This is a genomic window from Robinsoniella peoriensis (assembly GCF_000797495.1).
In the GTDB taxonomy this organism is placed as follows: Bacteria; Bacillota; Clostridia; order Lachnospirales; family Lachnospiraceae; genus Robinsoniella; species Robinsoniella peoriensis.
This window is the reverse complement of the sequence record NZ_JTGN01000008.1, coordinates 249,765-269,388: the sequence shown is the minus strand read 5'-3', so window position 1 is coordinate 269,388 and position 19,624 is coordinate 249,765. Positions and strand designations below refer to the sequence as shown.

Below are 19,624 nucleotides of genomic sequence, written 5' to 3'. Positions count from 1 at the left end.
CATATAGTCTATAATAAGGTTAAATATATCAAGGGAGGATATGGGATATGAAAAAAATACTTTTCAGCATGTGCATTATATTTATTGTTAGTCTTGGTCTAAATATTAATGCAAAAGCAGATGACAAACATCGGATAGGTGACAATGTGTATGTCACGCTAAATGAGGAAATACAAGAGGCAACTATTACAGGAACAGGTGAAACATTCAATTATGATCAAGACGGATATGATACAAGTGGCTATAATAAAAACCCTTTTAGAGGTGGAAAATACTATCGAGTAATAATATCCCCTGGAATTACAAGTATTGGAGATTATCTATTTAATGGTATTCATCTCTTAGGAGATTCTTATACCATACCCAATGGTGTTACTCGAATTGGAAAAAGCTCTTTTCTCGGAACAGATATTAAGAAAATAATATTACCTAATACATTGAAAATTATAGATGATGATGCTTTTTCCTTTAACATGAGACTAGAAAACATCAATTTGCCAGAAGGATTAACGGTTATTGGAAAAAGTTCATTTGCAAGTTCTGGGATCAAAGAAATAAAGATACCCAATACAGTAAAAGAAATAGAGCCTTGGGCATTTAATTCATGCCCTAATTTAACAAAAATAGAGTTACCACCTACGATAACTTCTATAGGACGAAATGCCTTTTGGTATAGTCAAGCGTTGTCAACTATTAATCTACCAAACAGTCTGAAAACCATAGAAGGAGATGCCTTTGCAGGTTGCATTTCACTTACAGATATAAATATCCCCGGTTCAATGCAAACCATAGGGAGTAACGCATTTGCTGGCTGTCGTAGACTCTTTAATGTAACAATGCAAGAAGGAGTACGTACAATAGCGAATAATGCCTTTGACGGGTGCATTCGATTACAAACTGTGACTCTGCCATCAACGATCCAATCAATCGGTAGTTATGCATTCAATCAATGTACCATGCTTCGTAGCGTAATGGTTCGTAACGGCAATGCTAAGCTCGGATCAGGGGTATTCAACGGGTGCCCAGTAACACTGTCAGCATCCAAAGGTTCCAGAGTCCAGGCATACGCAAAGAGCAACGGAATAGGCTTCAAAGACAATGGTAGCTATGCAGTGCCATTTGTAACACAGGAATATATCTCAGGCAGTTTCAGATATAAAGTACTGACATCAGGCTCAAACGGCGGTACCGTCCAAGTAATTGCCCCAATCAATAACAAGAAAACGAAGCTCACGATTCCTGATACTGTGAAACTCAACACCTACAACTTTACGGTAACAAGCATCGCAAAGAACGCTTTTAAGTCCAACAAGAAACTTAAGACTGTCAATATCGGCAAATACGTTACATCAATCGGAGACAGAGCATTCTACAACTGTTCAGCGCTCACAACCGTTAAAATGGGTAGTAGAGTAAGCGAAATCGGCAAAGCTGCTTTCCGTGGCTGCTCGAATCTGAAAAAGGTGAAGTTACCGACTAAAGTTACTTCTATTAAAGATGAGATGTTCTACGGATGTAAAAAGCTGACGACAGTGACGTTGGGTAATAATACAACTTCCGTTGGTAACGGAGCTTTCTCGGGATGTAGCAGTTTAAAGAGTATTACTATTCCGTCTAAGGTTAAGACACTGGGGAGTAAGGCGTTCTACAACTGTAAGAATCTGAAAAAAATTACGGTTAAGGGAACTGCGCTGAGACGGGTTGGCAATTCTGCACTAAAGAAGATAAACAGTCGGGCTACGATAAAGGTTCCTAAGAGCAAAGTGAGTAAATACACGAAACTGTTTAGGGGTAAGGGACAGAGCAAGACTGTTAAGGTTAGTAAATAGGTAAATGATAGTAAAAAAATATGCATGATATAACGACTTAATTAAGGAGTCTGCCGAAAGGTAGGCTTCTTTTTATAGAATAGTTAGATTTCGTATATATTACGCAAGGACGAAAAATAATCAAATCATATAGTGATTTAAATCAATAATAGAATCCTCTAGGTTAGTTAAATATTTTTCTAAAATTAATTGAATTATAGTAGCAGGGTATGTTAAACTATAAAAAACTAAAGAATAACATTGGAGGTGACTATTATTCAAGATTATTTTTTAAATACAAAAACAAATATTCTTAATAATGAAAATTTACGAGAGCCACAAATTGAAGCATATGTAGAGGTCTACAATCATTTTATTACAAAGAAAAAAACGACACATGCTATTGTAATTTTACCTACGGGTAGCGGGAAAACCGGTCTAATGACAATTCTACCATACAATATCTCAAAAGGTAGAGTTTTAGTGATTGCACCTCAACTAACAATTTTAGATACCATAGAAACAAGTTTTAATAGTTTAAGTAGTGAGAATTTCTGGACGGATAAAAATGTTATTCCAAGACCGAAGGATTTGCCTGTAGTAGTTAGATATGAAGGAAGAGAAACTCATAAAGATCATATGGACTCAGCAGATATCGTAATTGCAAATATTCAAAAGTTGCAAGCACGCAATGAAATGGCACTTTTAAATCAGTATGACCCAGATTTTTTTGATATGATAATTATAGATGAGGCTCATCATTCAGAGGCAAAAACATGGTTAGAAAATTTACAACACTTTTCAAACGCAAAAATAGTAAAGATTACTGCCACTGGATACAGAACTGATAAAAGACCTTTGGTTGGTGAATTAGTTTATAAGTACAAATTAAGCCAAGCCATGAGTAAAGGATATGTAAAATCACTTGAAAAGTTTGATTACGTTCCCGATGAGTTATATTTTACGATTGACGATCAAAATGATAAAATGTATACTTATCAACAAATTATCAATTTAAATCTAAGAGATGAGGATTGGATAACTCGATCAGTAGTTTTCTCTGATGAGTGCAAAATGAGCATTGTAAAAGAGAGTTTAAAAGTTTTGCAACAAAAACGCAATGGAACAACAGTTCCACATAAAATAATCGCTGCCGCACAAAATATCCAAGACGCAAAAAAAATTGCACAAATGTATTCTAATGAAGGATTCAGGTCTATCGCTGTTCATAACAAATTGTCTCCTGAAGATAGAAAAAAGGCATTTTCTGATATAGAAAATCATAGAATAGATGTTGTAGTTAATGTTTCGATGATGGGGGAAGGTTATGATCATAAATATCTATCTATAGCCGCAATTTTTAGAGCTTTTAAAAATCCCCTCCCATATGAGCAATTTATCGGTCGAATATTGAGAGTCATTCCTGTTGACGAAATCATCAAGCCCGAGGATAATATCGGAAGTGTGGTTGCTCATAAGATGTTATTCTTAGATGATTTGTGGGATTACTATAAAAGTCAAATACAAGAAAGCGATTTTATAAAAGAATTAGAAGATGTCGATCTACCTGAAATTGTAACAAGTGATAGTTCGGGGAAAGTAATAGAGGTGTCATTTGGTAAAATAAGCGCAAGTGATACAGGTGTTTTAGAGCATTCTGTATATATGGAAACAAATTATATTCAAAAAGCTAAAGAAGCCCAAGCATCTAGAAAACGAAAAGTTGAAGAATTAGTTAAAATATTAAATATCACCGAAAGTGAAGCATCGGATATCTTAGAACAACAATCAGGATCTAACAATGAATTGAAGCGGCCTGACATAATTTTAAAACGTCGTAAAAAATCTACAGATACAAATATAAGAGAAGTACTTGTTCCAGAACTGTTGCGGTTAGCTGGAGTTCCTATTAATGGTAATGAATTATCTACTTTAGCAATATTTTCAGATAAGCGATTTAAATGGATACCTTCTAGAATTAATCAGAATGGTGGTATGTTAGCAACATATTTTAATACATATTTAAAGAACTCGATCGGATATGAAAGAGGAAAATGGACAAATGAAGATTATGAAAGAGCTGGTGAATTATTAGATCAACAAGCTGCATACTTTAAAAAGTTTTTTACGGAGGAATAAAAATGAAAGATATAATTAATCGAATTTATGAACTTACAAATTCTACTATATTAACGCCTTATAATCTATTAGATAATATCTTACTTGAGAATTACAAAGAGATTAAATTCACAAAAGATCAGAATATAATTAAATGTGAAATACTTACTATTGAGGACAATAATAAAGATATATTCTTCTATGAATTTGACTATAATAATAAACTACAGTTAGCTTATACAATAAACGAGAACGAAACAATTGAATTATTCAACAGACAAAAAGAATTAAACACCTTACTTACAGACTATAAATTCATACAAAACAAAAAGATAAGTTAATAGAAAAAAGTAAAGTTTTATCGTTGTCGTAAAGTGGAGCTTTAGTACGATTGGAATGAGGTCGAACTGTAACTTTATGGTCTTTTACACGGAACAGAAGATATGTGGGATGAGTGAGGTGACGGTTCTGACCTTATGGTAATTAAAAAATTGACCGAGTAATGAGTTGAGTGACGGTTCTGACTCAACGGTAAAATAAAAATTGACCGAGCGATGAATGTAAAATGAGAGGATTCATTCCTCTCGTTTTTGATTATATAACAATTTCCCGGGGGCTTACGCTCAAATAAAAAACATTGATTTTTCTATAAAATAGGGTATAATAAATATATATACAATATAACACAGACTGACAAAACACATATGTTTTGCTAGTCTGTTATTACATGCGGAGGGAATAATATGGAAAGCGTATATGATATTGCAAGTTTTTATTTATCAAAGGCTCCAATGACACAAAAAAAATTACAGAAATTAGTATATTATGCATACGCTTGGACACTTACTTTACTCAATGATAAAGAAGATAATCTTGACAACAAACTTTTTAATGAGGAAATTCAAGCTTGGGTTCATGGGCCAGTATGTCCGCCATTGTATGCTAAATACAAAGGATATGGATGGGAAGCTATTCCATCAGAAGAATATGATGTTACCAATTTAGAAGCCGATGTTTTAGATGTCTTAGAGCAAGTGTGGGCAGTATATGGCGGTTTTAATGGTAATGAATTAGAGAGTATCAGCCATCAAGAAAAGCCTTGGCAAATGGCTAGAGTAGGTTACAGTGCTAATCAGCCGAGTAATGAGCAGATTAGTGATAATATTATTTATCAATATTATAGTAAAAGGCTTGAGGACTAGTTTGTATTATGGTAAAAAAAGGACAATTTACGATAGCGGTAAATAATAATAAATTTCCTAAAAGAAATGTCAGATTAAGCAATAGTGAAATCAAGGCAATACAACACCCAGTTTTTTCATTTGAAGATTTTCATCTGACATCGGTTAGAGTTGAGAACGAATTTAATAATTATTATAAAAATGAATTTACTTTTATCAACACTATTACTAACCTTTTCGGTAGGGGGCTTCAATTACTCGCTCATGAAAATGTTAATGAATTAGTGCAAGATAAAATAAAGCAAAATAAAATGCATTTTCATCCAGTTTCAGGAAAAGAAGAAATTATCGAAAAGATATTAAACAAATATGGACTCAATAAAATTAAAATTGATAATATTTTGGAAGGTGGGAACATATATCAATTTGAAATACCCTATGAGAATGGGGCGACTAGGGTAATTTTTCAAGTTATAGAAAACGTCTTTTCTTTACTGTTTCTTGATGCTAACCATCATATCTATTTTAACAAGAAAAAGGTTATTCAAGCAAATTCTTTATTTTTTGAAACATGTCCTGTTAATGTAAATAAACAATGTCCTAGAATGGACTATGTCGGTACATGCTTTGCTTTTGAGTTTTTAGACGAAACTAAAATTGAAGAAACTTATGGATATCAATACAAACCTACATTTGATGAAACTGTAAGTTGAGTTGTAAAAGATTAAAAGAAGATCCCAAAAAATAAAGTATCTTGATAAAGAGGGCATTGTGAGATCTCAAAAATTGTTAATTATTATATCACAAGTAATTAAGTTGTATGTAAGAGTCTATCTATTGGTAGGCTCTTTTTATATGACTAAACAGAAAGGATGTGTAGCCAATGTCAGTAAAACAAATAACTAACAAAGAAAATATTCTAAACGGAACAACAGATGCTCAAGGTGGCTTCTTTTGTACTCTCACATCATCAGGAGTAGATCATCCTGCTTTTGTTATTGCTCCTGACAAAATTGATAAATTTTTGAGCTTTTATACAGATGCTCCTTTTAAGCGGGCAATGGAAAGATTTATAAATCATAGAGGCATAGCAAACAAATGAGAAGGAGGCATAAATGCTAAATATCTTAATGTTCATTTTTGCTTTTCTATTCTCATTATCTGAAATTTTTTCACTTGTGTCTAAGAGATATGATATAGATACAATATTCATAAAAAGGCATAGAGTCATCCTATTATATTCATTAAGCATAGTAACCTCTTTCGCTTTGTCTTTTTCTTACTGCCTCGTTGTAAATATTTTATTCAGTTAAAAGGAGAATTGGCGAATAATGATATCGATTAGATTATTAAAACATAAAATAACATCGCTAGACTACGAAAACATTACAATTAATTTCAATAATCAGATTAACGTGATATGCGGACTTGACGAGTTCACGAGAACAAATATTTTAAATACCATTGACTCTTGCTGCAATATCGCAATCAGAGCTGATTATAGCCTTATTCCAACGATCATAAAAGGTATTGAAAGAATGGGACAATCAGCAAATACTTATGCAGGTATAATCTTGATTAACGGTATCGACAATTATCAATTCCCATCTTATCAAGAGTTAATTGACTTATTCAAAGAAACTTTCCCTAAGTCTCAAATTATATTATCATCTAATCTGCCAAGTATTTTACAATGCTTAAACAGTAAAGAATTAATAGCATTAGGAAAAGGCGCTGATGGAGACATATATGCAAAAGACTTGTACCTCAGTGAGTATGGATTACAGGGTTGGACACTACAAGAAATCCTAACGGACGTTTTAGATGTTCCCAGTAACTCTTCTATTTTATACAACAAAACTCTTGATCTGTATGACCAACATATGAATGAGGATGATGGCAAAGAAGTATTCAAGCAATATCAAATCTTAATAAAAATGCTCCATCCTGCTAACCCCTTACGGAAATTGCTAGATTTACAGGTTGCAGAATGGATGGATTAAAGAGAGAGGCGCATTATGAAATATGATAATTATATGAAAATGACACTGCCTTATGTTTGTGCCGAGAAAAATGCCAAACTAAATACATACATTTACAGGGGACTTGAAGACTTATTGACAATTAAAAACATAACCCTATTCAGTATTGAGAGTTTCATTAATGATAATTCATATCTAATTGATCTTGTAAAATCAACTGACGATCTTATCATGAGTCAGCCAGTTGCATATTTGATATTTTATTTAGTTGATCGCTTTCCTCATTAGATGATAGAAGCATTTCCGTTCACAAAAGGTGAGCTAGAACCTTTTTTCATTTTACTGGGAAAAACATTTTTTATAGCTAACAAAACGCATGTTCTCACTACTTTCCTGTCATATTCTGGTATATAATTAGTGTATCAAAATATTAGGGAGGTATAGTTATGAGTTTTGTAGTTTTTACCGGATGTCATCTTTTTGGTGCAATGTATGGAGATAAGCGGTCTACTAGTGATAATGCAGAAACAGTATCTGAAAACGTGCAAAAGGTAAAGCGAATAAATAACAATGTCATTACCTGTGCTGGGGGACATTCTGCTTTGATTAACGTATTGTGGAAACCTATATTCTATAGTCCAGCTTTACCAACACTTACATATAAGCAAACTGTGGAATTAATTTCCAAGAAATATTTAAATATTTCAGATGAATTGAAAGAATTAAGTAAAGAACATTCTGATTTAACGGCAAATATAGGCGTATGTGGACGTAGTAACGGTTATATTAAATTTACTTTGATTGAGGTAGGTAAATCAATTAACGTTAAAGAAACTATTCATAAAACAGAAAATGATGATGTTACTATGTGCTTTTTAGCACAAGGTCAATTACATTTAGGGAATATTTATAAAAATCTATTTTATAAGACTCCTGTATTTTCTTCAGAAAATTTAAAAAGCATATTCTACCAGACTTTAAAAAAAGGTATTAAATTAGGAGATTCTTCTATTAATGATAATTTTGATTGCGAGGTGATATATTTGCATGATTTGTCAAACGAACTAAAAGAAAATAACGTATTATGGGGTAAGGTCAATACAGCCGAGTTTTGGAACCCTGATAAAAATAAAATAATATTTAAAGAAAGAACAGATAGTGATAACGGAGTAATAAAATAATCTACAATGAAAGAGTCGTTTCATCGGTTCCTTTTTATTAAAAAAGTTGGATATATGGATGACTCAATAAATTTTCATGCCTTAAGCATATTTCATGACAAAAAATATGCTTTTTAATACATTTATACTAAAATTTTCATAGAATAAGTTATAATGTATTAAAAAAAGGAGAATATTAAAAATGGATGATCAGATTTTAGGTATAATGCTAGGTGTTTTAATTTTAATTTTTATTATCTCAATAGCTTTCTATGTTATTACAGGAATTGTTCTGTTTAAATTAAATAGAATCATATATGGTAACGGAACACCAATGGCATGGATTCCTTGTTGCAATATTTACTTATTAGGGAAGCTTACATTTAATAAATGGGTGGGATGGATATTATTAATATTTGGATTTATATCATCCTCATTTCGAGGTGAAATTGTGGGGAATGAAATAATAGTTAAAACAATTTTACCTATCGAGATAAGCCCAGTTATACCAACTATATATTCCATAGTTATATTCTTACTATTTATATATGCAATTGTCAAATATATAAGATTGAGATAGTGATAATCATAAATACAAAATAATAAAATAGTAAACCATTTAGATCAGCAACCCGCTGGTCTTTTTTAATACCCAAAAACAGGAAAGAAAGAGGAAAACAACTATGACAAAAACATTAACAAACGGAGATATCGTAACAATCTACAAAACACTCAATGATGCTTCTTCTTTTATGAAGAACAGTGCTATCAAGCTTCCCTCTGGGATGATGTGGTCTTTACGGAAAAATATGAAATCCCTCTCTCCTATCTTCGAATTAATTTCCGAAACCGAAAAGGAGATTTTTCAGGAATGTATGAAACCCGAATTCTTACAGGAAACAACCGATAACGAGGGAAATAAACAGCAACAGATTAAGCAGGAATTTATGCAGGAATTTGTTGCTGCTGTAAATGTAAAGATCAATGAACTTTCCTTACAGAAAAATGAGGTGGTTCTGGATGCAATTACAGAAAGCGATTTAGAGAAATTTGTAACTGACTATGATGGAAAAATATCTATGCCTGAATTGGATGCATTAGAATTTTTCATCGCACCAACAGAAAAGGAGGACAAATAATATGGAAACATTGGAAAAATTAAAAGTCAACGGCAAATCAGAGTTTGATTGTTTCTTCATCAATGACACTATGCCAGATATGTTTGAAGCCGTTATCAAATCAGACGACTACTCTTCTGTCGTAAATGAATTCAGCAGTATTGAAAAACTGGAGATTCTTGACGTAAATGGACTGGTCAGGAAGATGACTACTGCTTACAGCACATTAAAAGAAGTCAAAGCTATCTTCAACATGTACACGGACGAAGATGGTAAATTTATAACACCTTTCCGAATCAGCTTAGCTCCACACGATTTAAAAGAACAAGTAGATAAGTTGGAAAAGCAAGTTAATCCTGTTGTTGATGAGAGTGCTATGTCTCTGGACGAATTCAAATCTTACAAAATTAAGCAGCTGGGCAAAGTTTGCACCTCAGCTATTTATTTGGGCACAAACGTAGAAACATCAAAAGGAAAAGAAATGTTCAGTTACAACCTGGAAGATCAGTCCAATCTGAAAGATTTATTTGCCACCGCTACTGCTACTGGATTGGGTTGCCCGTATCATCCCAACTCTGGAAGCTGTGCGATTTACACGGCTGAGGACATTGTAGCAATTTATCTATCTTTATCAGCCCATAAACTTTATCACACTACTTATGCCAATGCGCTTAATACATATATCCGAGATTTGTATGATAAGGCTGAAATCAAAAAAGTAACCTATGGACAGGAAGTAACAGGCAAGTATAAGGAAAATATGGACGCTGCTCTTGCCCAGGGTGAATTAGCATTAAAAGCTCTTTTAGGCGATAATACTACGACTCCTGAGCCTGAAGAACCTACTGATCCTGAAATCCCACCGGAAGAAATTACTCCACCAGAAAGCGGTGATACCAATGCAGACAGTAATAACACTATTTAAGATTACGCTCAAATATCTATTCATTGCAGCATTTTGTGGATTAATTTACTCAGGTATTGAACTCTTGTGGCGTGGCAGGACTGCGCCCGAGATGTTCTTATTAGCTGGCATATGCGGATTATTTATCTGCTGGCTTAACAACATATTTACATATGATCTGGATTATCTTCTGCAAATAATTGTTTGTGGTATATTCTGTACCGGTGCGGAATGGATCTGTGGCTTACTGTTTAACAAGGATTATCATATCTGGGATTACCGTGGACTGCCTTTGTCTTCCTTAGATGGGCAGGTATGTCTGCTGTTCTCTCTGGCTTGGTGTCTTATAGCCGCTTTTGCCATCCCCCTACTGGATTGGATTGAGTGGAAATTATTTAAGTATAAAGAAGATACGCCCCCTTATTACATGGTTTTGGGCAGAAAAGTATTTGCATTTAAGAAAGGGTGAGGTGTATAAAATGCCAGAATTTTTACAGCTATTTGGAGAAGTAACAATTGCACAGATTGTTACAATGATTATTGCTATCGGAGCTATTTCAGGATTGATTTTAAAATATAATTCTAAATTTGACTCCTGGTATGAAAAACGGAAACATAATAAAAAGGTATTGACTGAATTTGATGAAACTATTCGGTCATTATCACAGAAGCAGGAACAGGACATGGTGCGTTCGAATCAAATGGATATAGAAATAAAAAAGGAACTAGAAAAGGTTGTTGAAAAGATCAACGTTATATCCCAAATGCTTTTGGAATCTAATCAAAATACAGATAAACGATTTGAGGAGATGCAGGAAAAAATGGACGTTAGTGAACGGCTAAAATTAAAAGACAGGATCTCTCAGGTTTACAGATATCATCATGCTAAGGGTGAATGGACAACAATGGACAAAGAATCTTTTCACGGCTTAATCTTAGACTATGAAAATCATGGTGGACAAAACAGCTTTATTCATGAAATCTGTGAACCAGAATCATGCACCTGGAAAATTATCGATGTGAAAGAGGAGGACTAACATATGAACCAGATTATTACATATTTACCCGTTTTAGCTATTGTGATGGCTATTAATATTGCCCTGGGAATGTACTACCAGATCGGGAAACAGAACTTTAAATTTGATAAGGCTAAATTTATCAATGGCATTATCAAAGCTGCTATCTTAGGATTGTCTGCTGTTGGATTGGCATACTGCTTTGAAGTGGTGGATTTGACATCTGTGGGTATTACACCACTGCTTGTGATTCAGACTGCTATTATTACGTATGCTGGTAAGGATTTGATTAATTTCGGGAAGATATTGGGAGTTACAGTGCAGACCAAGAGTGAACCTGATATGACTAAAAAGATGTCAGCTGATATTGAAAAGATTTTAGTTAATGATTTAAAAAAGAGGGGTTGGTATGAAATGGATCATTAAAGATGAAATATGTAAAATGGAATTAATCGAGGAACCCTTAAAGGTACTGGCAAAAGAAATGATTATCCGTAAGCCAAAATTATAATAGACAATGTATTTCACCATATGATACTATTAAATAAATTAGTATTTGTTGAAAGGAGAAATTTGAGAATGGAAAATAAGATGAAAAGCTCTAAATTAGGATGGTATTTGTTATTCGTGTCAATTGGTGGTATTTTAGGTATTGCAGTGTATAATATGATAGGTTGGATATTTTAAACTCTTAAATCCAAATTTCAGTTTGTTTGGTTGAAAAATTAAAATGACAATGGACTTGGGGTAACATTCAAAAAGTAATGATAACAAGTAATTCTAAAGAAACAATTGATAATAGTCTTAGAGCGGTACTTCGGTACTGCTCTTTTTTAATGTAAAGGAGGAAATAATGGCTTATACAAGAACAAAATACGGTGATCACGTAAATGAAATCTCTTTGAGCGAATTTATATGTGACAAGGTAACCGATATAAATGATCTTCCAACCTCGGCAGGATCAAATGGAAAACATACCTGCGCCATAGGATCAACAGCTGAGGTTATAGAAGATGGAAGTAAATATATTTTAAACAATCAAAATCAATGGGTATTGAAGGATTCTCCCCAGAACTCTTCTACTACTCCAGAAACCGGGGAACCACTCACAAAACCAAAACTATTTAGATTACCTACTGTAGCAAACACAAAACTTATCTTTGAATTTGATGTAACTGGCTATGAGTTTTCGGTTGCTAACTTCACAGATGGCGATATCTATGTAGCCTACACATCAGATACAGCTAACAGTGAATCCTGGTTAATACCTGCCGAATGTGCATCCACGATTACCATCAGAAAAGGAACAAAATTACATGGCACTCAAACAGTCGTAGTTTCGCCAGCTTCTACGTCTGAAAAGGGGGTACAGGTACAATGCTTGGATTGGAAGTAAAAGAAATTGGTCAGATCACTGGAATGGGATTTATTGGCACAGAAACGGGAATCTTTAAAATGAAAATCGGGAAGAAAAATGTAAATCTCATCGATGGTGCCACACCTCCACTTTCTGTAAGCCCCAAATGGAAACAGATGCGTGGGGATGGAAGCATTACAGTTCAGCAAGACCATTTTGTTATTCGAAATAACGGAATAAACGACTGGAATAAATGGTATTACATACTACCAGAAAATATTAAAAAGATTAAAGTCACCTGTAAGGTAAATGTAGATGAAGCAACGACATCCCCAGATGCTAAACTGTGTTTAAGTTTAAACAGCACATACGATGAAGCTTATCAAGTTTACGATAATAAAACACAAACTGGATGGGTTGATGTTACAAAAGAATTTACGTTAGCTACACCATATATCGGTTTTTTACTACGGGGAATGAGTTATGTTGCTGGGCAAATTTGTGCCTTTGATATTAAAGATCTAGTGGTAGAAAAAATAGAATAAGGAGGAATTACATATGTATGCTGCAATTATAGACGGAGTTATTCATTATAGCTCCAAAGAAAAAGAGGGGTATCAGGAATTAGCAAATTCTAATATCATAAACGATTCAGAAATCAAACCAGAATTAGGACAAAAGCTGCAATCAGATATCTTAGAAATCAAGCAGTCTCAGGCAGTGACAGATGCTGCTCTGCAGGAATTAATACTTAATACTATGGGAGGTGAAGTATAATGGCATATTTTTTAGCATGTAGAATTATAAATGGCTATCTGGTTTATGCCAATGTACCTGAAAGATTAAAAGATGACGTAAGTACATCGTTGATAAATGCTGGACGGGAAGACTTAATTGTAACTTAGATGTTGATGTTTGGTGGCACTTTTATGGGTGTCACCTTTTTTAATTGGAGGGAAACAAAAATGGCAACTAATTTTAAAATAATAGAAATGTTTATGAATGCTTCACCTTGTTACACGAACAATAGACGTATTACCCCAAGAGGTGTAGTTACGCATTCCACTGCTACTCCTGGCGCAAAACATACAAACTTTTATAATTTGTGGAATCAGCCCAATCCTGACGCAGGTGTCCATTACATCATCGATGACACAGGCATATATCAACTGCTTCCAGAAAATCGACGTTCCTGGCACGCTGGCTCTCCCGCAAATGATTATTATATCAGTTATGAAATCTGCGAACCTGGTACATTCAAATATAATGGTCAGTGGGAACGCATGGGAAATTATAATCCCAGCTCTCCTGAAAATGTTTCGTATTTCAACAACGTTTATGAAAAAGCGGTATGGCTGAGCGCTTATCTTTGCAAAAAGTATGGATGGATACCCGATAAAAACCATGTTTTATGTCATTATGAAGTTTATCAGCGCGGAGAAGGCACTTGCCATATAGATGTAACTCATTGGTTCCCTAAGCATGGGAAATCAATGGATATATTTAGAAATGACGTAAAACAGATGATAGAAACCGGTAAATTCAACTCTGCTCCAACTCCTGCTTTATCATATTACAGAGTAGGAACAGACTGGCAGAATGGGAAATGTATGAACCAAGCAGGTGCTTATACTTCAAAAGAAAATGCTGTCAAAGTGTGTGGAAGCGGATATAAAGTATTTGATGAGAAAGGGAAAATAGTCTACACTGCTCCAACATCAAAAGGAACACAGCCATCAGCTTTTGCAGGATTATCCGAATCTCAGGCAGCAGCCAAAATATTAGCACTCGCAAAGGCAGACTATCAGAAAACCGGCATACTTGCATCTGTAACTGCCGCTCAAATGATCCTGGAATCTGGATATGTGAAAACCGATTTGGCTGTTGATGCATGTAACTGCTTTGGAATGAAGACAACGCTCTCCAATAATAGTTGGAAAAACAGTACATGGGATGGAAAATCTAAGTATACAAAAATCACTAACGAAGAATATACTCCGGGAATAATCTCGAAGGTTACTGCTGATTTCCGCAGATACCCCTGTATTGAAGATAGTATTTCAGATCATTCTGCTTATTTGTTGGGAGCCAAAAATGGGGATAAGCTTAGATACGCTGGATTAAAAGAAGCTAAAGATTATAACGAAGCTATCACTATTATCAAAAATGGTGGATATGCGACAGACTCTAAATACATAGATAAGATCTGCAACCTTATCAAACGTTTTGAGTTAGATAAATATGATGGCAATGGAAATTCTGCACCATCTCCTGCCCCTACTCCAGATAAGGATTTAAAGTATAAGGTAGGTCAATATGTTAATTGCAGCTCCTACTATAACAAAGCAGCTGATCCAATATCTAAAGCTGTGATAAAAACACTTAGCGGAACCATAACGGCTACAAAACCAAAGAAAGCTAACCCATATCAGATTGACGGTAAATACTGGTGCAATGATGGTGATATCCGTTCTGTAGGTAAGGCATTTGAACCATATAATGTCAAAGTAAACTCTGGGGATGTGAATATCAGATCTAATGCCGGTACTAATTATGCTTCAAAAGGATTTACTGGAATTGGTACTTTCGGGATTGTCGAGGAAAAGAAAGATTCTCAGGATAGGACTTGGGGATTGCTTAAGACTTATCAGAAGAATAAAGATGGATGGGTTGCCCTTTGGCTGGATTGCGTGAAGAAGGTTTAATTGTTTTGGAGAACGGATTAACGTCTGTTCTCCTATCTATATATATCAAGAAATAAAATAAGCTTTACTAAATAATAAAAATTCATCTTGACATAAGCATTATCCTATGATATTATTAAAAAGTATTTTAAATGAGATCAGGATTTCACATATTTTTGTAAGTCATTATTTCTTAATCTAATGATTTACAAAAATGTGTGATTTTTTTATTTTAATGAAAAGTATAATAAAATATTAGGAGGTATCTTTCATGAATAAAGGTACAGTAAAATGGTTTAACTCACAAAAAGGATTTGGTTTTATCACAAACGATGAAGGAGGAGAAGATATATTTGTACATTTCTCCGGAATTGCAACAGATGGTTTCAAATCTTTAGAAGACGGACAGGCAGTTACATTTGATATTACTGATGGAAACCGTGGCGCACAGGCTATTAACGTTTATGCAGCATAATCTTAAAAAATTGTTATAGTATAGGAAAACAGATTAATTTCTGTTCTCCTATTTTTTTTATTATTTATCAACTAGAATTCTGGCATCTTCAGGAATATCTATATCAAATCCACCATTAAAATTAAATATTTCCAATTGCTCTATTTCAGATAAATTTTGTTGTTGTTCCATATTCTTTTTTGCTATATCTAAAGTCTCTCCATTTACAGAGATATCATTTGCAATGTAGGTTTTTTTATTTAAATCAGTCAGATCAGTATCAATCCGCGTTAAGATTTGCTTTTCATTATCTAAATAATATTCTTGTTTCACTGTACATTCTAGCTTTTCATTAATTCTATATTTTTTCCCTATATTTATTTTATACTCTGTGGTATATACTTCATTTATACTCCCATTAATCTTTTCTTCTCTATCTAATTTGAAATTTAATTTTTGCTCGTAACCATATGGATGTTCAGCTTTCATTTTTATTTTCTGCCACCCTTCTGATTTTTTGATTAATGCATTAACCACTTTTCCATTGCCATAATAATATGCCTCAGTCCATAGCGCACTATCGGCGTTCTCAACAATTCTCACATATTCTTTGTACGGATTACGCGTAACCTTTCCTTCAACTACTGTTACCGTACTATTATGATCCTTATTATCAACAAAGCATGTATTTGTCTTATTGTATTCATAACTACCATTGAAAAAATTTGACACAATAGCATCTATCTTTCTCTCATTTTTAGATTCATCACAACCAGTAAACATCAATATAATAAATATTAAAAATAATAATGATATTGTTTTTATTCTTTTTTTCATAAAATGTCACCTACTATCATATAGAAAAATAATTATGCTACAGAATACTTATACCAATAAGAAATCCTGTAGCATTAAAACTTCTTTTGTTAGTTTGCGTTTCCTATAGAACAGAATTAGAAGAATAGACCATATAAAAATGCCCACAACCACATATCGGCTCCAGTTGAGACTTGTGTAACTCCTTTCGCCTTATCATTCCCTACCGCAACTCCAATATCATATAGAACACCGGAACCATCGCTATTCATTGAAACGTTATTATATGAATAATGAGCTGGGCCATCCGCATCTTCATTCCATTTTTTACTTAAATTGGTTGGATATAAATAAAATCCAGAACCAGAAATATTATCGCAACTATTAATCCTATCATATCCTGAATAATTAACCGTATAATTGATTTTGAATGTATTGTAATGACCTAGATCTCCTACTGTATACTCACCAGTGGTAGTAACCGTTAACCTACTATGAGGATTATCTGAAGTTGGAGCTAAATCTGAAATGTTTGTAAATATCTGACCATTATTCATAACAATAAGATCATAAGATTGGGTATTAATATCTTCGCTACCATAAAATATCATTTTTACTTCACTTGCATCCATTTCCTTAACACCATTTTTTTCGTATTCTTCAATGTAATGATACTCATTAGGGAAAAGTTGAGCATAAATTGATCTTAAATTATTCATTTCTGAAGCCGATCTTGTTTCAGCCATCGTTATAATTGATTCATCTTTCCTTTCAGAAGCGAAAGCTGATATTGTAAATAGCTGTACGACTAGTATAGCACTAAATACTATTGCAAAAACTCTTTTTGTTCTTTTCATATTATTACCCTCCAGAATAAACTATCTGTTTGTAGATACAAAGAAACAAATAAATATAAATTCTGCATTGGTATCACCTCCCACACTTTGGTTAACAATGCATTTTGTAAATGTTACAATTGAAGTATATTCCTCTTTATTTTGTTTGTCAACTTCTCCCAAGAGCATGAATTAACAAATGCACAAAGACAATTTTATCTATTTTTTGTATATTTTTTTATAAATCTTCTAAATATGGCATAAAAACTTAATGATTTTTGTTGAAATTTTTGCGTCATAAAATTAAGACTACTACGTTAAACAGAAACAATTAATCCCAGAAAAATTTTTTCTTTTTATTCTTCTTAAATTTCGTATAAATCTACTTCAAATATACTGTTTTAATTCCAAATAATCAATAAATCTTACCATTTAGTCAATAGTAAAGTTAATAGAAAAAAGACATACCAATGTATGCCTCTCCCCTACTTTAAAACTTCAGTTATTAATCCGTAATCAACATCATGATATCATCAATAGATTTTCCGCTCTCCTGAATCATATCGTAAAGCTGACCTAAAGCTTCTTCACGTTTCTTCTGCTCTAAACCTTTTTTCTCTTCTAACAACACGTCCATTTTAGCCTGTACTTTTGCGATCTGCTCGTCCAAAACTGCAATCTGATCATCAATTGATTTTCTCTGTCCTCTTGCCATAATATTAATCCTCCATAATTTACATTATTGGTATTATTGTAAATCATTATTGACTGTTTGTCTAGGATTTATACAGGCATTTTATAAAAGTTAATTAAAAATGTCGTTTTATACTACCATTTGTCGAACGATTTTATTTGATATCGTATGTCGAATATGGTAGATTCAAGTTGTATTAGCAAATGCTGATATATTCCATAGCCGACTGTCCTCACAACAGTTGACGAAGACTCCAGTAGTTTCATCCTGCTGGAGTTTTTTATATTCTTTGAAAGCAAAAAAGAACCCCATTATGACTCTTTCTAATTACCCCAAATCACAGACCATCGACATTTCGTCATATGATTGAGTAGTTTAAAATTATATGTAATCCCTTCCTGAATCAGTTCACAATGAAATTCTTCCTGATGGATACCTACATAGTTACGATCTTTGGCTTCGGTAATTCTGAAATCTCGTATAGTCTGAATATTCCCCACTTCATCTTGGTATCGAAACATTGTAGGAATCGCTCTTCCAGTGGATGTATACCAGCAGCCACATGCGATTTCCTGTATGTTATTATTAATTACTTGAGTTTGTGCGCTCATTTATTCCTCCGCTAAGCCATTATCTGAGTATTGTTGTATGGAGCTGTTTTGACTTTCAGCCTGCGGCACGCTTTCTAGTACATTTTTAAAACTTCTCTCTCCATTCGCTCTTCCCCATCCCAATTTAATTCTATTTTGGGGAAGAACATACGGATTGATTCGAAGAGAAGTTTTGCATTTTCATTCTCAAAAGGAATATCTATATATTATAGCCTGGAATGTATTGCTTATTATTAGTAACAGGAATATGGAAACCTTTAGCGTGATAATACATAGCCACTGCTTGGTCTTCTGTTAATGGCTGCCCCTTGAGGTCGAGTGACGGATATTTAGTTTTTACTTCTTGATATAACAATCTGGCATTTTCGTTTTCGAATGTGATTATATTTTTATTATAGTTCATAATTTTTATCCTTCTTCGGTCGAACATTTGTTCTTTTTATGTGTTTATTATATCGAATATATGTTCTATTGTCAAGTTGGGAATTTTTGCTTTGATGAAAAATGCCCTAAGATAAATACACATGGGTATTGTATATTTAATTAAAGGGTGCCAATAGGAGAACAGATTTTATCTGCTGCTCTCCTTTTGAATATATAATCCTAGTTGAATCAAAAGAAAAAGGTCTGTATAAAAGACGCAGCAAAACTATTACTCATACAACAAAGTTAGTATGTGATGTACGTAGTAGTGCAAAATTATCTAAAGATTTAAATGAGTATTTGAAAACAATTGGGGTGTTAAAAGGAGATATCTTATCCCGATATCTCCTCCAAATACCAATCATACCAAAGCTTTTTTCAAATGGTGTAAAAGTGGTGTAAATTAATTGCAGCTAAAGGCGCTAACCCCTGTATTTATAAGGAATATTCTATGACTCTTAG

General features: G+C 33.4%; 25 protein-coding genes. 20 read left to right on the top strand and 5 right to left on the bottom strand.

Annotation, left to right across the window (positions count from 1 at the left end; genetic code table 11):
- The first annotated feature begins 47 nt into the window (after positions 1-47).
- The 20 genes from QR40_RS17840 (at position 48) to QR40_RS17745 (ending at position 15,803) form a co-directional block, all read left to right on the top strand.
- Positions 48-1,829, top strand: coding sequence for a leucine-rich repeat domain-containing protein (locus QR40_RS17840; RefSeq protein ID WP_044296212.1), 1,782 nt, complete (start codon positions 48-50; stop codon positions 1,827-1,829).
- A gap of 246 nt (positions 1,830-2,075) precedes the next feature.
- Positions 2,076-3,947, top strand: coding sequence for a DEAD/DEAH box helicase (locus tag QR40_RS17835; RefSeq protein ID WP_152614231.1), 1,872 nt, complete (start codon positions 2,076-2,078; stop codon positions 3,945-3,947).
- 2 nt (positions 3,948-3,949) lie between these two features.
- Positions 3,950-4,267: a hypothetical protein gene (locus tag QR40_RS17830; RefSeq protein WP_052430913.1), complete on the top strand. Its 318-nt coding sequence runs from the start codon at positions 3,950-3,952 to the stop codon at positions 4,265-4,267.
- Positions 4,268-4,669: 402 nt separating this feature from the next.
- Entirely contained in the window at positions 4,670-5,128 is a 459-nt protein-coding gene (locus QR40_RS17825) for a Panacea domain-containing protein (RefSeq protein ID WP_044296211.1), read from the top strand.
- 8 nt (positions 5,129-5,136) lie between these two features.
- On the top strand, positions 5,137-5,820 hold the full coding sequence (locus QR40_RS17820; RefSeq protein ID WP_044296210.1) for a hypothetical protein: 684 nt from the start codon (positions 5,137-5,139) through the stop codon (positions 5,818-5,820).
- A 170-nt stretch (positions 5,821-5,990) separates the two neighbouring features.
- Positions 5,991-6,209 (top strand): hypothetical protein, encoded by a 219-nt coding sequence (locus QR40_RS17815; protein ID WP_044296209.1) that lies wholly within the window; start codon positions 5,991-5,993, stop codon positions 6,207-6,209.
- A gap of 229 nt (positions 6,210-6,438) precedes the next feature.
- The gene (locus QR40_RS17810) at positions 6,439-7,110 is read left to right on the top strand and encodes a hypothetical protein (RefSeq protein WP_044296208.1); all 672 of its coding nucleotides are present in this window, start codon (positions 6,439-6,441) and stop codon (positions 7,108-7,110) included.
- A 15-nt stretch (positions 7,111-7,125) separates the two neighbouring features.
- Positions 7,126-7,377 (top strand): hypothetical protein, encoded by a 252-nt coding sequence (locus QR40_RS17805; protein WP_044296207.1) that lies wholly within the window; start codon positions 7,126-7,128, stop codon positions 7,375-7,377.
- A gap of 158 nt (positions 7,378-7,535) precedes the next feature.
- Positions 7,536-8,270, top strand: a complete 735-nt coding sequence (locus QR40_RS17800; RefSeq protein WP_044296206.1) for a hypothetical protein — start codon at positions 7,536-7,538, stop codon at positions 8,268-8,270.
- A 181-nt stretch (positions 8,271-8,451) separates the two neighbouring features.
- Positions 8,452-8,829, top strand: coding sequence for a hypothetical protein (locus tag QR40_RS17795; RefSeq protein WP_044296204.1), 378 nt, complete (start codon positions 8,452-8,454; stop codon positions 8,827-8,829).
- Positions 8,830-8,932: 103 nt separating this feature from the next.
- Positions 8,933-9,388 carry a hypothetical protein gene (locus tag QR40_RS17790; protein ID WP_044296202.1) on the top strand — a complete coding sequence of 152 codons (456 nt, stop codon included), beginning with the start codon at positions 8,933-8,935 and terminating at the stop codon, positions 9,386-9,388.
- A gap of 1 nt (position 9,389) precedes the next feature.
- Positions 9,390-10,292, top strand: a complete 903-nt coding sequence (locus tag QR40_RS17785; RefSeq protein WP_044296200.1) for a hypothetical protein — start codon at positions 9,390-9,392, stop codon at positions 10,290-10,292.
- On the top strand, positions 10,267-10,740 hold the full coding sequence (locus QR40_RS30000; protein ID WP_052430912.1) for a putative ABC transporter permease: 474 nt from the start codon (positions 10,267-10,269) through the stop codon (positions 10,738-10,740). Before QR40_RS17785 ends, QR40_RS30000 begins: the two co-directional genes overlap by 26 nt.
- A gap of 10 nt (positions 10,741-10,750) precedes the next feature.
- The gene (locus QR40_RS17775; protein WP_044296199.1) at positions 10,751-11,308 is read left to right on the top strand and encodes a hypothetical protein; all 558 of its coding nucleotides are present in this window, start codon (positions 10,751-10,753) and stop codon (positions 11,306-11,308) included.
- 3 nt (positions 11,309-11,311) lie between these two features.
- Positions 11,312-11,713: a hypothetical protein gene (locus tag QR40_RS17770; RefSeq protein WP_052430911.1), complete on the top strand. Its 402-nt coding sequence runs from the start codon at positions 11,312-11,314 to the stop codon at positions 11,711-11,713.
- Positions 11,714-12,140: 427 nt separating this feature from the next.
- Positions 12,141-12,683, top strand: coding sequence for a hypothetical protein (locus QR40_RS30985; protein WP_052430910.1), 543 nt, complete (start codon positions 12,141-12,143; stop codon positions 12,681-12,683).
- On the top strand, positions 12,665-13,189 hold the full coding sequence (locus QR40_RS17760; protein ID WP_044296198.1) for a hypothetical protein: 525 nt from the start codon (positions 12,665-12,667) through the stop codon (positions 13,187-13,189). Before QR40_RS30985 ends, QR40_RS17760 begins: the two co-directional genes overlap by 19 nt.
- A 13-nt stretch (positions 13,190-13,202) precedes the next feature.
- Complete coding sequence (locus QR40_RS17755) at positions 13,203-13,421, top strand: hypothetical protein (RefSeq protein WP_044296197.1); 219 nt, start codon at positions 13,203-13,205, stop codon at positions 13,419-13,421.
- A 188-nt stretch (positions 13,422-13,609) separates the two neighbouring features.
- A complete protein-coding gene (locus QR40_RS29990) occupies positions 13,610-15,349 on the top strand; it encodes a glucosaminidase domain-containing protein (protein ID WP_052430909.1) in 1,740 nt (579 codons plus the stop codon).
- A gap of 250 nt (positions 15,350-15,599) precedes the next feature.
- A complete protein-coding gene (locus tag QR40_RS17745) occupies positions 15,600-15,803 on the top strand; it encodes a cold-shock protein (protein WP_044296195.1) in 204 nt (67 codons plus the stop codon).
- 60 nt (positions 15,804-15,863) lie between these two features.
- On the opposite strand, the gene QR40_RS17740 is transcribed toward QR40_RS17745, so the two are convergent.
- The 5 genes from QR40_RS17740 to QR40_RS17720 form a co-directional block, all read right to left on the bottom strand.
- Positions 15,864-16,619: a hypothetical protein gene (locus tag QR40_RS17740; protein WP_044296194.1), complete on the bottom strand. Its 756-nt coding sequence runs from the start codon at positions 16,617-16,619 to the stop codon at positions 15,864-15,866.
- Positions 16,620-16,735: 116 nt separating this feature from the next.
- Positions 16,736-17,455: a hypothetical protein gene (locus tag QR40_RS17735; RefSeq protein WP_044296193.1), complete on the bottom strand. Its 720-nt coding sequence runs from the start codon at positions 17,453-17,455 to the stop codon at positions 16,736-16,738.
- Between the two features lie 484 nt (positions 17,456-17,939).
- Complete coding sequence (locus tag QR40_RS17730) at positions 17,940-18,149, bottom strand: hypothetical protein (protein ID WP_044296192.1); 210 nt, start codon at positions 18,147-18,149, stop codon at positions 17,940-17,942.
- 302 nt (positions 18,150-18,451) lie between these two features.
- Entirely contained in the window at positions 18,452-18,739 is a 288-nt protein-coding gene (locus QR40_RS17725; protein ID WP_052430908.1) for a hypothetical protein, read from the bottom strand.
- Positions 18,740-18,938: 199 nt separating this feature from the next.
- Positions 18,939-19,142, bottom strand: a complete 204-nt coding sequence (locus QR40_RS17720; protein WP_044296191.1) for a hypothetical protein — start codon at positions 19,140-19,142, stop codon at positions 18,939-18,941.
- Between the last annotated feature and the right edge of the window lie 482 nt (positions 19,143-19,624).

Bases quoted from the DNA above. Each gene is read 5' to 3' on its own strand.
- QR40_RS17785 (WP_044296200.1), top strand. From the start codon at position 9,390: ATGGAAACATTGGAAAAATTAAAAGTCAACGGCAAATCAGAGTTTGAT.
- QR40_RS17760 (WP_044296198.1), top strand. From the start codon at position 12,665: ATGCTTGGATTGGAAGTAAAAGAAATTGGTCAGATCACTGGAATGGGA.
- QR40_RS17800 (WP_044296206.1), top strand. From the start codon at position 7,536: ATGAGTTTTGTAGTTTTTACCGGATGTCATCTTTTTGGTGCAATGTAT.
- QR40_RS17720 (WP_044296191.1), bottom strand. From the start codon at position 19,142: ATGAACTATAATAAAAATATAATCACATTCGAAAACGAAAATGCCAGA.
- QR40_RS30000 (WP_052430912.1), top strand. From the start codon at position 10,267: ATGCAGACAGTAATAACACTATTTAAGATTACGCTCAAATATCTATTC.
- QR40_RS17795 (WP_044296204.1), top strand. From the start codon at position 8,452: ATGGATGATCAGATTTTAGGTATAATGCTAGGTGTTTTAATTTTAATT.
- QR40_RS17745 (WP_044296195.1), top strand. From the start codon at position 15,600: ATGAATAAAGGTACAGTAAAATGGTTTAACTCACAAAAAGGATTTGGT.
- QR40_RS17805 (WP_044296207.1), top strand. From the start codon at position 7,126: ATGAAATATGATAATTATATGAAAATGACACTGCCTTATGTTTGTGCC.
- QR40_RS17735 (WP_044296193.1), bottom strand. From the start codon at position 17,455: ATGAAAAGAACAAAAAGAGTTTTTGCAATAGTATTTAGTGCTATACTA.
- QR40_RS29990 (WP_052430909.1), top strand. From the start codon at position 13,610: ATGGCAACTAATTTTAAAATAATAGAAATGTTTATGAATGCTTCACCT.
- QR40_RS17810 (WP_044296208.1), top strand. From the start codon at position 6,439: ATGATATCGATTAGATTATTAAAACATAAAATAACATCGCTAGACTAC.
- QR40_RS17825 (WP_044296211.1), top strand. From the start codon at position 4,670: ATGGAAAGCGTATATGATATTGCAAGTTTTTATTTATCAAAGGCTCCA.
- QR40_RS17755 (WP_044296197.1), top strand. From the start codon at position 13,203: ATGTATGCTGCAATTATAGACGGAGTTATTCATTATAGCTCCAAAGAA.
- QR40_RS17725 (WP_052430908.1), bottom strand. From the start codon at position 18,739: ATGAGCGCACAAACTCAAGTAATTAATAATAACATACAGGAAATCGCA.
- QR40_RS30985 (WP_052430910.1), top strand. From the start codon at position 12,141: ATGGCTTATACAAGAACAAAATACGGTGATCACGTAAATGAAATCTCT.
- QR40_RS17740 (WP_044296194.1), bottom strand. From the start codon at position 16,619: ATGAAAAAAAGAATAAAAACAATATCATTATTATTTTTAATATTTATT.
- QR40_RS17770 (WP_052430911.1), top strand. From the start codon at position 11,312: ATGAACCAGATTATTACATATTTACCCGTTTTAGCTATTGTGATGGCT.
- QR40_RS17775 (WP_044296199.1), top strand. From the start codon at position 10,751: ATGCCAGAATTTTTACAGCTATTTGGAGAAGTAACAATTGCACAGATT.
- QR40_RS17815 (WP_044296209.1), top strand. From the start codon at position 5,991: ATGTCAGTAAAACAAATAACTAACAAAGAAAATATTCTAAACGGAACA.
- QR40_RS17830 (WP_052430913.1), top strand. From the start codon at position 3,950: ATGAAAGATATAATTAATCGAATTTATGAACTTACAAATTCTACTATA.
- QR40_RS17820 (WP_044296210.1), top strand. From the start codon at position 5,137: ATGGTAAAAAAAGGACAATTTACGATAGCGGTAAATAATAATAAATTT.
- QR40_RS17730 (WP_044296192.1), bottom strand. From the start codon at position 18,149: ATGGCAAGAGGACAGAGAAAATCAATTGATGATCAGATTGCAGTTTTG.
- QR40_RS17840 (WP_044296212.1), top strand. From the start codon at position 48: ATGAAAAAAATACTTTTCAGCATGTGCATTATATTTATTGTTAGTCTT.
- QR40_RS17790 (WP_044296202.1), top strand. From the start codon at position 8,933: ATGACAAAAACATTAACAAACGGAGATATCGTAACAATCTACAAAACA.